The organism is Pedobacter sp. (genome assembly GCF_037719805.1).
In the GTDB taxonomy this organism is placed as follows: domain Bacteria; phylum Bacteroidota; class Bacteroidia; order Sphingobacteriales; family Sphingobacteriaceae; genus Pedobacter.
In genome coordinates, this window is the sequence record NZ_JBBJLZ010000002.1 from 532534 (window position 1) to 548949 (window position 16416).

Consider the following 16416-nt stretch of genomic DNA (forward strand, 5'->3'; position numbering starts at 1 on the left):
CAGCTCTTGAGCATCTAAATTAAACTGTGGTAATTTGTTTGTTATAAAGCAGCTCTTTTTCACCAAATAATCGCTCTGCTACTATTCCTCGCGCTCTACATAAATTTACAAGCTTGTTAGATTGCACAATTGGATTAGATTCGTCGGTATACTTAATACTACTTATAAACTCACACCAAGGCTCTTGCCCCATGGCATATACATAAGCTTCCTTCGGACTAAATATATCTACCAGCGCCATACCTTTTTCGCAGTCAGAACCGGCAAGTCGCCTGCTTCCATCCATGTCTCTGGCGAGTTTCTTAGTCAACAACGGCCCATATAACCAGGTAAGTGGTGCACCATCACATTCCATACCCAAAAACATCACATCCACATTGCCGATATGGCGATAAATATTCCTATATAATTCGGGTTCAACTACACGTGAATCTGCCAGGAATAATAATTTGAATTCACCTATCTTTATTAAGTAACACATCTTAGTTAAAATATTCAAATCAGAATGTTCACCAATAAAAGGCAAGCCGGTAATTAACGCATCGCTGAATTTTATCGTTTCCATCTCATCCATGGCGATCACATTGTTAAAACCTACATTTTGAAACATAAGCCTTAAATCCGGATCTTCCAATTTGCCGCTGTTTGTTCTTGGCACAATAAGATTTTTTATTTTGTGTCTTAAAGGCAGCAAGGTTTCGAACAGGATATGATCCTGATGATTATGAGTGATTAAAACATAATCAATGGTATCGGGCAAATCTACATCAGAGAAATGATCTACAGATGAATTATAGCCGTAATAACTGATTAATGGATCGACAAGTATGCTAATGTCTTTTGTTTCTACCAAGATACAGGCGTGACCAAAATAACGCATTCTGATTTTATCGCCTGAATATTTCTCGTAAGGAGGAGGAGGAGTTTCAGTAAAAAAACTATCAAATAGGGCTTCTTGTGCAGGAGGTATACCACAAATAGCTTTAATAAAACCCAGCGTTTGAGGACTGCGTTTCATTTTGGCCAGTTCATCGATGCATGGATGATCAAAAGGTAAGTCCATATGCAGTACATCTGGCTCTGCCAAACGTGGCGTACTTAAGCAAAATGGTCGTTCATCATTATTAGTGATCCATAAAGCAATACTTTGTGACGCTTTATTATAAAACTCACTTTCGTAAAGCAGAGATTCGAAAAATCGGAAGCCTGGATTATTGTTACGGTCGTAAAATAATTCAACATAGCCTTTCAACAGTTCCGGTACCTTTTTATAGAGGTCTTCTAAACCGTATCCTTTTGCTTCATTCAATAATAATTTATCCAGTTCTTTTACGGCTTTTGCAAACTGAATCACTTTTTCCTGCTTTTTATATGACTCCTGCTCGAGAGTTTCTACTTCATCTAGACGTTTGCCGCCAAAATCCATAAAAGGGCCGCCCCGCATTTTGGGATTAAGAACGGCTTCTGCATGTATATCCGGTGCAGATAAATATGATTCAATAATGGTAAGATGACGTCCAAGAATGTTCATAGCGGCTGTAGCCGGGGAAACTAAATGGCTCCAAGCATACCATTTATCTACCAATGGTTCTAAAACTAGATTGGGTTTTAAATACATTACTTTATCATTCATAAAATAGTCGTTCAAGGAATATCGGAATATAAAGTTACACAAAAAACTAATTTGAAGAAGTAGAAATATGTAAAATAAGATTAATTAGACATTGAAATTATGTGAGCATTATCATCATTCATTTTCGATTTATAATCATCAGCATTCGCCCATAATGTAATTGGAGGATCCAAAAGTTAATGTTTAAAAATTCTTAGCATAAACTTACTCATCTTCAAAAATTTTAGAATCAATTTAACAGAATGTTGCATTTTTAAGGGATATGCAGTCATTTTATTAAAATCACGCATAATAACTGGGAGTGTGGTAATTGCAAGTATCTATTAGCATTAATTTTGTATCTGATTGATATATTACCGCTTGTATTGGAGCATCTGAAGCGGGCTGGCAGCAATATCTGATTCCCTTCTTATAAAATTGTTTATAAATCGGTAAGTTATTTATCTAGTTCGCACTGAAGAAAGTTTATTAATAATGATCTTTAAGATACTGTCAACGTGCTCATAAATAAAAAAATGCCCTCCACTTAATACTCTAAAATCAACTGGCTCGGTAGTCTCTCTTTGCCAGGTCTTAATTTCATCAATTTCCATATCCTCTTGACTTCCTGTTATAACAGTAATAGGAATATTTAGTGGGGGGATGACATTGTGGCGATAACTTTCACTCACCGTAAAATCCGCACGCAAAATAGGCTCGAAGAAATCCAACAGCTCATCATTTTTCAGGATTTCATCAGGCATGCCGCCAAAATCTTTTATTTCCTGAAGAAACGCTTCTTTCCCCAGCAATGAGCGCTTTTTTTCTAACCGCACCGGGGCTGATGGACCAACTGTACCAGTAACAAATAAATGTTTAGGAACATTCAAATTATTCGCTAGAATCTTTTTTGCAAGCAGATAGCTTAGTAATCCGCCCATACTGTGTCCATATAAAGCATAGTCGCCTTCATTAATTAATGCGATACATTGGGTATACAGATCATCTACCAAATCCTCGAGATTGACTGTTAAGGCTTCTTTAATTCTTGCTCCTCTTCCAGGATACTCTAACGTTACAAAATTTAACGATGCAGTATAAGAGACGGAATATGCTCTGTAAGAATACTTGTTGCCTCCGGCAAATGGCAAACAGATAATGTTTATTTTTTTCATATGCGTACTTGAATGGTAAACAACCTAATGCTATATGCTTGGATTTGGTATCACAAAGAAAGGTGCAATTTTCACATTCTCAAAGTAGATAACCATAAGTGATGACATTGGATTTTTGTTTGATAAACTTTAGCACTACCTTTTTAAAAATTGGTGCTATATCATTATACTCCTTTACCCAGTATAGCTTGAGTTCCCCATTATTAATTGATATTTCAATATCCTTAAAATCGATATATGTATTTGTAAGTGGAAATTGTAACTTATAAAAGCACTCTTTTGCGCTAAAGATTACAGTGCTGAAAACGGCCGCAAATTCAGGCTTAAGTTCTTTCAAAAAGTTTTGTTCTGTTGCAGTGAACACCAAATCCCATAATTCACGCTCTACTTTGCCTACCATTTCAATATCTAATCCAAGTGCTCTTACTTTATCTTTCTTCGCGGAAATAGCTCCTACGAGATTTTCACAATGACTAATTGAGCCGGTGACACTTTCGGGCCATAAGGGCTCTCTGTTATCTCCAATTAAAAGATCATGGTGTTCTAGGCCTGAAGCCTCAAGCGTCTTTCTGGCACAATAGCGCCCTGTACTAAATTCGTTAATCCTTTTTTCACTCCAATTAGATACTAGCGAACGCTCTCTTGGGGTTAAAACGGCCCTTGATAAAAATGTATTTGTAAAAAAAGATTCAAACAAATGGTCTTGGATTATGGGCATAGTATACGTAAGATGTTTAATAAGTGGGGTAAATTTGACATCCCGATGGGTATCCTTCTCGACGCTAAGCACCAAAAATTTACTAAATTAAAAGCCAAATGTATTTAAAACTTCGTTAAAGACTCTCCGTCCTGATTTATGACTTGTCATCTGCCTAATTCGAATGGATTGCACAAAGTCTCTATAACTTTTGCCTTTGTGGTAAATCCCAAAGATAAACTCTGTTTTCACAACTTCAATAGTGATATCATTATAATTTGTGGGATAAGCAATGATGTCAATATTCCTGCCGGATACTTCCTCAAGGTATCTTTGCAACTTTCTATTTCATGGCTTTGCGTTTTCTCATCGTGAGATGCCAATGTCGGATGAGTTAAAGTATGTATACGGGGGGGCCGGATGCTAAATCTTATAAAAGGGAGTTGATCAAAGGACGCAAGAAAGCAGACAAGGCATTGACCGCACATCATAAGGAGTTAGGCCAATCACATCGGTTTAACACAGGACGGGAAAAGACTTATAATTTTGATCAGCTTGACGAGTCTAGGACTCGCAGGTTGCAGCCAAGAGACATTGACGGCACCTGAGATTAATTACAAACACCCGGTTGCTCCTGATACAATCCCGCCTGACTCAATGCCGTCAATACCGTTGAAAGTAAAATAAAGTTAAACCCTGCAAATATGTAGGGTCTTTTTTTGGCGAGGGCACACCACTTCAGGACATACTCAGAGTTAGGTTGAATTTTGCTCAAGTCCAATGCAAGTCCAATGTAAAAGCAATACAAGTCCAATCTAGCCCAGTAAAACTTGGACTTACTACTGATTTGCATAGCTTTCATATTGGTGTTGATGTAAGCTCAACACAAGTTGGACCAAAGGTACTGTGATTACATCTTTGAGCCCTTCCTAAAAATTAGTATGGAGTAATAACAATAGAATCGAGCGCATATCAGATGTTGATAGAAATGATTGAATAAATTTATGCAGCTACTGTATTAAGTCACCAAGCACTATACCTATCAAGCACACAGGTTATGGAATGACTTGATTTAAGAACAACTGGATTTAGTCGCATACGAACGAGATAGGGCACACATTGTTAGATGCTCAACTCCGATTTAAGCGCAAGGATGTGATAGAAAACCTGGAGGCCAATTACACCAAATCGCAAAAGCATAGGAAACTACCCTAAAGGCAGTAAGTAAGTTTCTATAAACACTGTATTGTGAAATAAAAAACCCCTGTAAGTTATTAATTACAAGGGTTTAATCCGTTAGGAGTACTCAAAACCGGACTATTGTCGAACCAGTTTATTGAAGATTTAAAGCGAATAGCTGCTTTGGTGGCCTGAAAGACATTTTAAAAATATCAAAACAGGATTAAAGTCGAATCAACTGCTAAACCATATATTGGCGACATTAGTTTACAAATTACTTTCCTCTGATGTACGTGCGGCTTTAGTGATGGTCGTATTACCTTTAGTTTCTTTATTATCTCGTTGAATACAACAGACGTTCAAAATTTTGGGCCAATGCATTTGATAGCAGGACAGTAATTGTCATTGCAAATGTAATATTTTTGACATAAATTGTCCAAAATTATAAATCCAGACATTTTAGTAAAATGGCAATCAATAAAGAATCTTTTGGGGAACATATTCGGAAGTTAAGAGAGCATAATGGATTACCATTACGAAAAGTTGCAGCTGCGCTTGACATTGACCCATCAACACTTAGCAAGATAGAACGTGGTGAACGTTCGGCCAATAAAGATATGCTCAATCCACTAGCTACTTTATTTCATGAAAAAGAGAATGAACTTGGACTTATATTATTAAGTGATAAAGTTGCTTATGATCTATTAGAGGAGGATAATCCAAATGAAATACTTAAGGTAGCTGAAGAAAAAATTAAATTTTTAAAAGCAAAAAATATTCACCAAGGAAAAATTGATTTTGATAAATAATGAACATTTCCGAACTCATACAAAAGTATAACTTTGAACGAATTAACTACCTTAAAGCAGTTTATAACGAAACACAGTTACGTAACGACTTTATTGATCCTTTACTTAAATGTATGGGATGGGATGTTGACAACGAAAAAGGTAAAACACATTTCTTAAGGGATGTAATTCAAGAGGAATATATTGAAATTGAAGATGAGCAGACAAAGAAAAGTCCAGACTATACTTTGCGTATTAACGGTACAAGAAAATTATTTGTTGAAGTAAAGAAGCCCTCCGTTGATATATTAAAATCGGCTAAGGCTGCTTTCCAGACAAGAAGATATGGTTGGAATGCCAATCTTGGTATTTCGGTGCTTACAAATTTTGAAAATATCGTTATCTATGACTGTCGGTTCAAACCCGATAGTTTAGAAAATGAATTGGTGGCCCGTATCAAAGTTTTCAATTACGACGAATATGAAGATGCGTTCGCGGAAATAACTCAGCTGATGTCTTTTGATTCTGCTAACTCTGGATTGCTCGACGATTTATACTCAGTTTATGAAAGGAAAGGTCAAACCTTTGACGATTACTTTCTTAAACAAATTGAGAAGTGGCGAAAAAGTCTAGCAGAGTCGGCTATAAGCGCAAATGCCACTTTAAATGTCGATGATATAAATTTCTTAATACAGAGATTACTAAATAGAATTATATTTCTCCGGATTTGTGAGGATAGAACTATAGAGAAATTTGAGACATTAAGGAATATAAAAAGCTATTCGGAGTTAAAACAATTATTTAGCCAATCTGACAAAAAATTCAACTCTGGCCTATTTGACTTCATCGAAGATACATTAACACTCCGAATAGATTTAGATTCTAACGTGTTGATTGAAATCTTTAGCGAATTGTACTACCCGCTAAGTCCGTACGATTTTTCTGTAGTTGATCCATCTATTTTAAGCCAAATTTATGAACGGTTTCTAGGAAGCCGGATTGCGTTTACTGATGAAAGACAACTATTAATTTTAGAAGAGCCCGAAGTTTCAGCGTCGAAAGGCGTTGTACCTACACCTAAAATTATTGTTGATCAAATTGTAAATGACACTCTTTTTCCAGCAACAAGCGGGAAAAGTTATAGTGAATTGATAAAAATTAAAGTTGCGGATATATGTTGTGGCTCAGGAACCTTTTTGTTATCGGCGTATGATTTTTTGACAGAGAAGATTCTACAGCAAATAATTAAAGAAAAGATACTTGATAAGCAATTAATACAAAATATAGACGAATCCACTATCAGCCTCACATTAAAAGCGAAGAGACAGATCTTAGAGCAAAATTTATTCGGAGTCGATATTAATCCTTACGCCGCTGAAGTAACAGAATTTAGCCTATTATTAAAGCTTTTAGAGGGAGAGAATTTAGCTTCCGTTGAAAGTTTCATTAGTCACAATCCCGAAAAGGTATTACCTAATTTGAAAGGTAACATCAAATGTGGAAATTCTTTAGTTGATAGTAAGTTTTTCCAGTTTTTACGAGGATCGATATCAAACAACCAGCTTTTGTTTGATTTGAAACCCTTTGATTGGGAAAAAGAATTTAACTTTTTGGCAGAAACCAAAGGCTTCGACGCCATAATTGGTAATCCTCCATATGTACGTATTCAAAACCTCGTGAAATATGCGCCTGAAGAAGTCAAATATTATCAGTCTGCTATTTCAGGATATGCTGTAGCGTCAAAAGATACGATTGATAAATATTATGTATTCATCCAAAGAGCAATAGCCCTTTTAAATTCTCATGGGCTTTTAGGATATATTATTCCTCATAAATTTTTCCTTATAAAGGGTGGTAAGGCATTAAGAAATTATATTACGTCTAATAGTCAACTATCTAAGATCATACATTTTGGCGTTACTCAAGTATTTCCAGAACGTTCAACTTATACGGCAATTCTAATTCTCCAGAAGAATAAAAAAAACACCTTCCCTTTCAAACGGATAAAAAGAATATCATCTCAGCAACTTGGATCTGACCAAGAATGTATTGAATATGTTACTGCTGAGTATAAGTCTGATCCTTGGATATTTCTTGCCCCTAAAACAAAAGAAGTATTTGACCGGATTAGAAGTACGAATTCAGTTTCTTTAAATAAACTCGCAGAAATCAGTGTTGGATTGCAGACCAGTGATGATAAGGTTTATATATTTGAACCTACCCAGTCAACAAGTAGTTCCTACTTTTTTTCAAAAAACGGAAAAACATGGGAATTAGAAAAAGACATATGCCTACCAGCAATCTACAAATTGTCATTTAGCTCATTCGAATCAATTGCACCAAATGCACAGATTATTTTCCCGTATGAGATTACTAATGGTAAAGCATTACTTTTTACGGAAGAAAAATTGAAAAACCAATTCCCATTAGCCTATGAATATCTGCTATCTAACAGGGATAAGCTATTGCAGCGGAAAATCGATAACAAAAAGATTGGTGATCACTACGAAATTGCAGCAAGAAAGGGTGAAGAAAGTAAAGTGAAATGGTTTCAGTTTGGCCGATCGCAAAGCCTTACGAGATTTCATAATACCCCTAAATTAATATGGTCAGTTTTAGCAACAGAAGCTCCTTATGCATTGGATAAAGATGATATACAGTTTACTGGTGGGGGTAACGGGCCATATTATGCTCTGTTAAACAGGTCCAAATATTCTTTGAATTACTTTCTGGGAATATTATCACACCCACTTTTTGAAAATATGGTAAAATCTGGTGCAAGTGAATTTAGGGGCGCTTACTATTCCCATGGTAAACAATTTATTGAAAACCTTCCCATACGAACGATAGACTGGAAAGAAAAAGTTGATGTCGATCTCTACAATTACATTGTACAAACTGTAGATGAATTAATGACCACAAAAAAGGAATATTTGAGTGGTTCTTATGGTAGTAATAGAACGGTCTTGAAAAGAAAATTAGATACTCTTCAGAAGTATGTAATAGAAGCAGTCAATAAGCTGTACCAAATAAGCAATGACGATTATAACATTGTCATGAGTGATGAAATGTTTAAAACTGAATTATCAATAGAAGTTAATGCAAGAAGTTAAAGAAAATATAATCGATCAAAAGCTAAGAGGCGGGTACTATACTCCAAAAGCGATTGCCGAATTTTTATGCCGATGGAGCATAAATGCTGACACGCAAAGTATATTAGAGCCAAGTTGCGGAGATGGTAACTTTGTAGAATCCGCTATCCTTCGTTTCAAAGAATTAGGTATTAAAGGAGAAAGTCTCAAAGGAAGGATAAAAGGTATTGAGCTAATCGAAGAGGAGTCTATAAAGGCAAAGAAAAGAGCAGCCAAATTAGGTCTAAATTCCAATACTATTATCAATAGTGATTTCTTTAGTTATATAGAAAGTAGCACTTCCAAAAAATATGATGTTGTTATAGGAAATCCACCTTTTATAAGGTATCAAAATTTTCCTGAAGAACACAGGGCACTGGCTATACAAATGATGCAAGACCTGGGATTAAAACCAAATAAACTAACAAATATCTGGGTGCCATTTCTTGTCATATCCGCTTCACTACTAAAGGATTCGGGCAAGATGGCAATGGTAATTCCAGCAGAGTTATTTCAGGTCAAATATGCAGCTGAAACAAGGGTGTTCCTTTCAAAGTTTTTTCAACGCATCACAATTGTGACATTTAAAAAGTTAGTTTTTCAAGATATCCAACAAGAAGTAGTTCTGCTTTTATGCGAGAAAAAGGTACATCACGGTAAAGGAATAAGAGTAATTGAATGTGAGAATATAAAGGATTTAGATGGCTTGAACTTTAAAGAAATAAATGGTTCCAACGTTAAACCGATTGATCACAGTACTGAAAAATGGACTAAGTATTTCCTTAACGAAGAGGAGATACATTTATTAAAGCGATTAAAGAACGACAAAAGAATTATTTCTTGCGGTGACATAATGAAAGTGGAAGTTGGGTTGGTTACTGGCAGAAATGAATTTTTCATGTTAAACGAACAACAGGTAAATCAATGGAAATTACAGCCATATACTATTCCTGTTGTCAGCAGGTCAAATCAACTTAAAGGAATTACGTTTTCAGAGGAAGATTTTTCAAATAATTCGGTAGCACAAAATTCAATATATCTATTCATGCCTCCTAATGAAGATTTCGAAATGCTTCCAAAAGCGTGTCAGAAATACATAAAATATGGGGAAGAACAGAGTTTTCATACTGGATATAAAACGAGGATAAGGAAACGCTGGTACATTACTCCTTCATTATGGGTGCCGGACGCATTTGCATTGCGACAAGTTGGCGACTATCCTAAAATGATTATGAATAAAACGGGAGCTTCATCAACAGATACAATACACCGAGTAAAGTTTAAGGGAAATACAGACAGAAATATTGTAACTGCCTCATTTTTGAATTCACTAACATTTGCCTTTTCAGAAATTACTGGAAGAAGTTATGGTGGAGGTGTCTTAACATTTGAACCCACAGAGATCCAGGAGATAAAAATTCCTATAGTTGGAGATATTAATATTGATTTTTTGAAACTGGATTCTTTAATAAGGCAACGAAAAATAGAAGATGCTCTTGATATAGTAGACAATGAGCTTCTAATAGGATATCATGGTTTTAAAAAGGAGGAATTAAAAGTTCTGAGGGATATCTGGAAAAAAATGGCAAGCAGAAGAACTAATAGAAAATAGCATATAGATGCGTAGATAGCTAACAATGACCTAACATTATCATGAAAATATTCAAAATTGAAATCATAAACTTCCGACTATTAAGACAGTTTTCCATGGATTTGGAAAATGAGTTATCTCTTGTAATCGGGAAGAATAATACGGGAAAGACATCCATTCTGGTTGTGTTAGAGAAATTTCTAAATCAGTCGGAGCGGAATAAATTTCTGTTTGATGATTTTAATATAGAATATAAAAAACATGTTAAAGGTTTACTAGAGAGCGATAACTTACTTCTAGAAAATGAATACAGCACATCAGGCATAAAACTTAAAGTTTTTATAGAATACAACGAACATGACAATCTATCTAATGTTAGCCGCGTGATGATGGATTTAGATCCCAACAATAACATTATTGTCCTTGGTTTTGAATACTTGCTTGATTACACGAATTATCTAAAAATAAGAAATGCATTTACAGAGCATAAAGAAGTTGAAGCTGCAAAGTTAGCTAACGATGAAAAATATAGGACAAAAGGTGTTTATGAATTTTTAAAGGGGAAGCAACAAGACTTTTTTCAACTCCATAAAAAATCTTTTGAGTACAACCTTATATATAGTAATGTAAATGAAGACGTCTATCTTAATTTAACTAAAGAAGATATAAGCACTAAGGATATTATTAATTTCAAGTTTATCAGTGCACGAAGGGATGTTACGAACAAGGAGGTAGATAAAACCCTTTCTGGCCAAACATCTAGAATCTATGAAAAAACAGAATCCACCGAGGAGCAGAACAAGGCAGTAGATGATTTTAAAGAAACCCTCAGTGAAACAGATGATCATCTAAGCGGTATTTACAAATCCTTATTCAACGGAATAGTTGAGAAAGTTAAAGCTTTTGGAGGCGTAAAAATAAACGAATCCGACATTGAAATTATATCTACACTACAACATCGGGAACTTTTAAAGGGCAATACAACTGTTGTTTATAAACATGATGAGGAAAACCGACTGCCTGAACATTATAATGGATTAGGTTATATGAACCTAATCAGTATGATATTTGAAATCGAAATATTGGTACATGAGTTCAAGAGAGAGGCAGATAAAATTCCAGCAGATATAAACCTTCTCATTATCGAAGAACCAGAAGCTCATACACACCCGCAAATGCAATATGTTTTTATTAAAAACATTAAAAGCCTCCTGGGTGAGGGTATTTTAAGGAAAGATGGTATTCAGCGAAAGTTACAATATATCATTAGCACACACTCTTCACATATTGTTGCCGATAGCGACTTTAATGACATCAAATACTTGAAGAAACAAGGCATTAACGGGATTGATGCGAAAAATTTAAAAGATCTTAAAAAAGACTATGATTTGAATACAAATCAATACCAATTTCTAACTCAATATCTTACTATCAGCAGAGCAGAAATTTTCTTTGCTGACAAAGCGATACTCATTGAGGGCGACACAGAAAGAATTTTGTTGCCGACAATGATGAAAAAAATCGATATTCAAGAGAAAGCAAAGTTTGAATTAGCCGGTGAAGAAGATACTTGCCTACCACTTCTTTCTCAGAATATATCGGTCATTGAAGTTGGTGCTTACTCTCACATTTTTGAAAAATTCATCGACTTTCTGGGTATAAAATCTTTAATCGTCACGGACTTAGATGCTATAGATGAAAACATGCAAGCAGTAGCTGTAGCAGACGGCATCAATTACTCTAATGCTGCACTTAGTTTCTTCTTTGGTGCTGCTACATTAAACGACTTAAAAAGTTATACTATAACGAACAAATGCTTCAACAAGGTAGCTGAGGTTTGGCAAAATGCGGAAGATGGAAAATTGTGTGTTATTTATCAAATTATGGATGATGGATACCACGGAAGAAGTTTTGAAGATGCCTATATCCATATCAATCGACAGTTTATCGCCGATAATAAAGATAATTTTAATGGGCTAAAAAACAGAAATTTCTTGGACGTGGCGAATAATAATGCGTATTTCTTGGCGGAAAAATGCATAAAGAAAAAAACACATTTCGCTATGGATATAATTTACCATAGTGACTCTAATTTGAGTAACTGGAAGATTCCTGCATACATTAAAGAAGGCTTATTATGGTTGAAACAAGATTAGAGCTCGAGCCAGAGGTTCAGGAAATATTTACCGCTATTGATGCGAACAAAAACTTTCTGCTTAGCGGTGGTGCCGGCAGTGGCAAGACTTATTCATTAGTTCAGGTCATCAGACAAGTAATAGCAGAACATCCTTCCTCAAAAATAGCATGCATGACTTACACTAATGCAGCTGTAAAAGAGATTGAAGAACGTGTTAATCACAAAAATCTAAATGTTACCACAATTCATGATTTTCTTTGGGACAATATAAAACATTTTCAAAAAGAGTTAAAGCTTGCCTTGGTAAGTCTTTGCAATGATGAAACAATAACGCAATTTGCGATTGATGAGCTCCACCCTCTACCACAGGACTATTTCGACTTATTTGAGGAAGGTGTTCAATACAGGGAGTATGTGAAGTTAAAAGAAGGTATTATATCTCACGACGAGATACTGACTATTGCCAACGTCCTTTTTAAGATGTATCCTAAATTGAGCGATATCGTCAAAGATAAATACCCTTTTATTTTTATAGATGAATATCAGGATACTAGCCAGTCTGTGGTAGATATCTTTCTTGTCCACTTCTGTCTTAGTAAAAAGCAAAATATAATAGGGTTCTTTGGTGATGCGATGCAATCGATCTATGACGATACTATTGGCAATCTAGATGACTATTCAGATGAAGTCCCCGAGATAAAAAAAAAACAGAACCGCCGTAATCCGAAAAAAATTATTGAGCTGGCCAATCTGTTGAGAACTGATGGAATAGTTCAAGTTCCGTCATTAGATAATCAAGCTCCTAATATGTCAGACGGCACGTTAAAAGAAGGAGATATATTATTTCTTTATTCAGTTAACGGAGATATTTCAAGAGTTGAAAACTTCCTTTCCGAGCATTCCGCCTGGCAATTTAAGAATGCAGCGAAGACAAAAGAGTTGAACCTGACCCATAATCTAATAGCAGATAAAGCTGGATTTAGAACACTAATGGATATTTATGATAAAGATCCTGTCATTGGCCTAAAAGCTGATATTTTGAAGAAAATAAAAGACAACAAAAAAAATAATGTTACTGAAATAGAAATATTTGATACCGATACTTTTGATATGGTAGTAGACAAATATCAATTAAAGAACAGGCAAAGAGAATTGAAAAAGACTATTCTCCTTCAGGAACCAGCAAGTGCAGAATTATATAATCAGTTGAAGGATCAATTATTCTCAGAAGTTCGAAAAATCTATCTGGATAAGGATGCTCTAATCGACGACAAGAAGAAAGATGAAAAAGACGCTGCAAAAAAGGGAACTAAAAGAGATAATTTAATAAAACATCTATTTAAGATACAGACTAATATTTCACTTTACCAACAGCGATTCTATAATGACTTTCTCCGTGCTACTGATTACAGATTTCGTATACAAAATATCGCTGACAAGAAGATATTAAAGGAAAACATCGAGAGTTTAATAAACGTTGGAGATAAAACCATCGAAGAGATAATTGTCGCGGCAGATGAAAAAGGCATCTGCCTTATTGACGATAGGCTTAACGCTTTTATTGATAGTAAGCCTTATCTGTATAACAGAGTTAAGTGCGTGCGCTTTTCGGATTTCCAACTATTATATAACTATTTAGAAGGCAAAACCCCGTTTTCAACTCAGCACAAAACTAAGGGAACTGAATTTGATGATGTATTGGTTATTTTAGACAACGGAGGATGGAGTGATTATAACTTCAACTATTTATTTGATACCGAAAACGTACATAACGAGCTAGTTGCTGGAAAATCAAAAACCAAAAGTAAGTTGGAATCATTTCCAAGAATTCTTGAAAGAACCCAAAAAATATTTTACGTGTGCTGTACAAGGGCTAAAGAGAAGTTAGCCGTATTTTATCATAATCCACATCCAAATATTGTAACTAAAGCCCGAGAATGGTTCGGCGAGGACAATGTTATGGAAATGACTAACTAAAATTCCACCTACACATTATGCAAGCAAAATCAGCTCGATTACTTGATGTCATTAAAGGACCAAAACAGTTTGTAATTCCGATTTATCAAAGAACATACAGCTGGCAATTATCACAATGCAGACAGCTTTTCCAGGATATATTAAAGGCCGGCAATACCAAATCTACATCGGGCCATTTCGTCGGATCTGTAGTTTATTTTCAAGAAAGTATTTACAATACCACAGATGTTCCCCAACTATTAATTATAGACGGTCAGCAGCGCGTTACAACTGTGTGTTTAATTATTCTCGCATTATCAGAATTTCTGAAAACTACCGAGATTGATATTGAAACTAATAATACTAAACTCAAAAACTATTATTTACTTAATGCGGAAGAAGATAAGGATCTGCATTATAAATTGCTCTTAACCAGAAAAGATAAAGAAACCTACATAAGTTTATTAAACGGGCATCCGCTTCCAGAAAAACACTCTCAGCGTATTACAGAAAATTATGAATTCTTCAAAAAAGAAATTTCTAGTGATAATGTCATAGCTATTTATAATGGCTTAATGAAGTTGTTTGTTGTAGATGTAACACTTGAAAAAGAGAAAGATAATCCCCAATTAATCTTTGAGAGCATGAACTCTACGGGTCTAGATTTATCACAAGCCGACTTAATTAGGAATTATATTCTAATGGGTCAGGAAATTAAGATACAATCAACTTTGTATGAGAAGTATTGGTATCCAATGGAACAGAATTATGGCAATGACTACACCGCGTATTTTGACCGTTTCATGAGGGATTTTCTTTCTGCTAAAACAGGCTTAATTCCCAATATCAATAGCGTATACAACGCTTTTAAAGTTTATGCTAATGGATTATTAATTGAAGATATCGTAGCTGAAATAACTGAATATGCAGCTTACTATGCTAATATGGTGTTATTAAAAGAGAAAGATAGAGACCTTCTTATCGCTTTTAAAAATCTTGCCACCCTAAGAGTCGATGTTGCGTATCCATTTTTACTTGCCGTTTATAATGATTACTCAAAAAGTATTATAACAAAGGAAATTTTCCTTCAGGTACTCCAACTTGTAGAAAATTATGTCTTCCGCAGAGCAATCTGTGGTATTCCCACAAACAGTTTAAATAAGACCTTTCTCACCCTATACAAATCTGTTGATAGATCCGATTATTGGAACAGCTTGGCGGCTACCATGCAATTGTTTAATGGGTACAAGCGCTTCCCGAATGATAATGAATTTATAAGGGAGATAAAGATAAAAGATGTTTACAATTTCCGTTCGAAAACCTACTTTCTAAGTAAGATGGAGAATTATAAGCGGAAAGAGTGGGTTTCCATTAGTGATTATACTATAGAGCATATTTTGCCACAGAATGAAAACTTAAATAGTGAATGGCAACAAATGCTAGGAGAAGATTGGAAGGAAATTCAAAGCACATGGTTACACACATTAGGCAATATTACCTTGACCGGCTATAATTCAGAACTTAGCGATCATTCCTTCAATAGAAAGAAAACAATTGATGGAGGGTTTAATAATTCGCCCCTTAACTTAAACAGCTACCTGCGTACCACAGAAGTTTGGGACGATATTCACATTCAACAACGCGCAGAGCAACTAGCTCAAAAAGCATCACTTATTTGGAATTACCCAAATATTCCGACTGAAAAACTTGGATTATATGCTGAATCGGAAAAACGGCAGGCTAATGAATATTCCTTATCTCATTATGAATACCTTTCAGGCGATATGCTTGGAACATTTGAAGAACTTAGAAAAAGAATTCTTGAGTTAGATGAATCCGTTAGAGAGGAGTTTAAAAAGTTATACATCGCCTTTAAAACGTCCACAAATTTTGTGGATATAGTCCCTCAAAAATCACGACTTCGCCTATCCTTAAATATGCCATTCGCCGAACTCATTGACCCTGACAATGTCTGTAAAAATGTAACAGATTTAGGGCGCTGGGGAAATGGTGATGTTGAAGTTGGAGTGGCTTCTATAGCTGACATTGATAAAGTAATGAATTTTGTTCAACAAGCATTAGATTATCAGGAGCAATAATTTTAAATTAAACAAGACTAATGAAAAATATACAATTATATATTATTTCTT

General features: G+C 35.0%; 9 protein-coding genes. 6 read left to right on the forward strand and 3 right to left on the reverse strand.

The genetic code is table 11. The annotated features are described in order from the left end of the window. Window positions 1-19 precede the first annotated feature (19 nt). The 3 genes from WKF66_RS07330 to WKF66_RS07340 form a co-directional block, all read right to left on the reverse strand. A complete protein-coding gene (locus tag WKF66_RS07330; protein WP_489673775.1) occupies window positions 20-1633 on the reverse strand; it encodes an MBL fold metallo-hydrolase in 1614 nt (537 codons plus the stop codon). 440 nt (window positions 1634-2073) lie between these two features. Then, complete coding sequence (locus WKF66_RS07335; RefSeq protein ID WP_489673776.1) at window positions 2074-2787, reverse strand: thioesterase II family protein; 714 nt, start codon at window positions 2785-2787, stop codon at window positions 2074-2076. A 79-nt stretch (window positions 2788-2866) separates the two neighbouring features. Then, window positions 2867-3505, reverse strand: a complete 639-nt coding sequence (locus tag WKF66_RS07340) for a 4'-phosphopantetheinyl transferase family protein (RefSeq protein WP_489673777.1) — start codon at window positions 3503-3505, stop codon at window positions 2867-2869. A 1625-nt stretch (window positions 3506-5130) separates the two neighbouring features. Between WKF66_RS07340 and WKF66_RS07345 the strand changes: the two genes are divergently transcribed. The 6 genes from WKF66_RS07345 to WKF66_RS07370 are packed head-to-tail and all read left to right on the forward strand — an operon-like array spanning window position 5131 to window position 16365. Next, a complete protein-coding gene (locus WKF66_RS07345; protein ID WP_489673778.1) occupies window positions 5131-5472 on the forward strand; it encodes a helix-turn-helix domain-containing protein in 342 nt (113 codons plus the stop codon). Then, complete coding sequence (locus WKF66_RS07350; RefSeq protein ID WP_489673779.1) at window positions 5472-8564, forward strand: Eco57I restriction-modification methylase domain-containing protein; 3093 nt, start codon at window positions 5472-5474, stop codon at window positions 8562-8564. Before WKF66_RS07345 ends, WKF66_RS07350 begins: the two co-directional genes overlap by 1 nt. Then, complete coding sequence (locus tag WKF66_RS07355; protein WP_489673780.1) at window positions 8551-10194, forward strand: Eco57I restriction-modification methylase domain-containing protein; 1644 nt, start codon at window positions 8551-8553, stop codon at window positions 10192-10194. The genes WKF66_RS07350 and WKF66_RS07355 overlap by 14 nt, the downstream gene beginning before the upstream one ends. Window positions 10195-10235: 41 nt before the next feature. Then, entirely contained in the window at window positions 10236-12329 is a 2094-nt protein-coding gene (locus WKF66_RS07360) for an ATP-dependent nuclease (RefSeq protein ID WP_489673781.1), read from the forward strand. Then, a complete protein-coding gene (locus WKF66_RS07365; protein ID WP_489673782.1) occupies window positions 12311-14287 on the forward strand; it encodes a UvrD-helicase domain-containing protein in 1977 nt (658 codons plus the stop codon). The genes WKF66_RS07360 and WKF66_RS07365 overlap by 19 nt, the downstream gene beginning before the upstream one ends. A gap of 17 nt (window positions 14288-14304) precedes the next feature. Then, window positions 14305-16365, forward strand: a complete 2061-nt coding sequence (locus WKF66_RS07370) for a GmrSD restriction endonuclease domain-containing protein (protein WP_489673783.1) — start codon at window positions 14305-14307, stop codon at window positions 16363-16365. Window positions 16366-16416 lie beyond the last annotated feature (51 nt).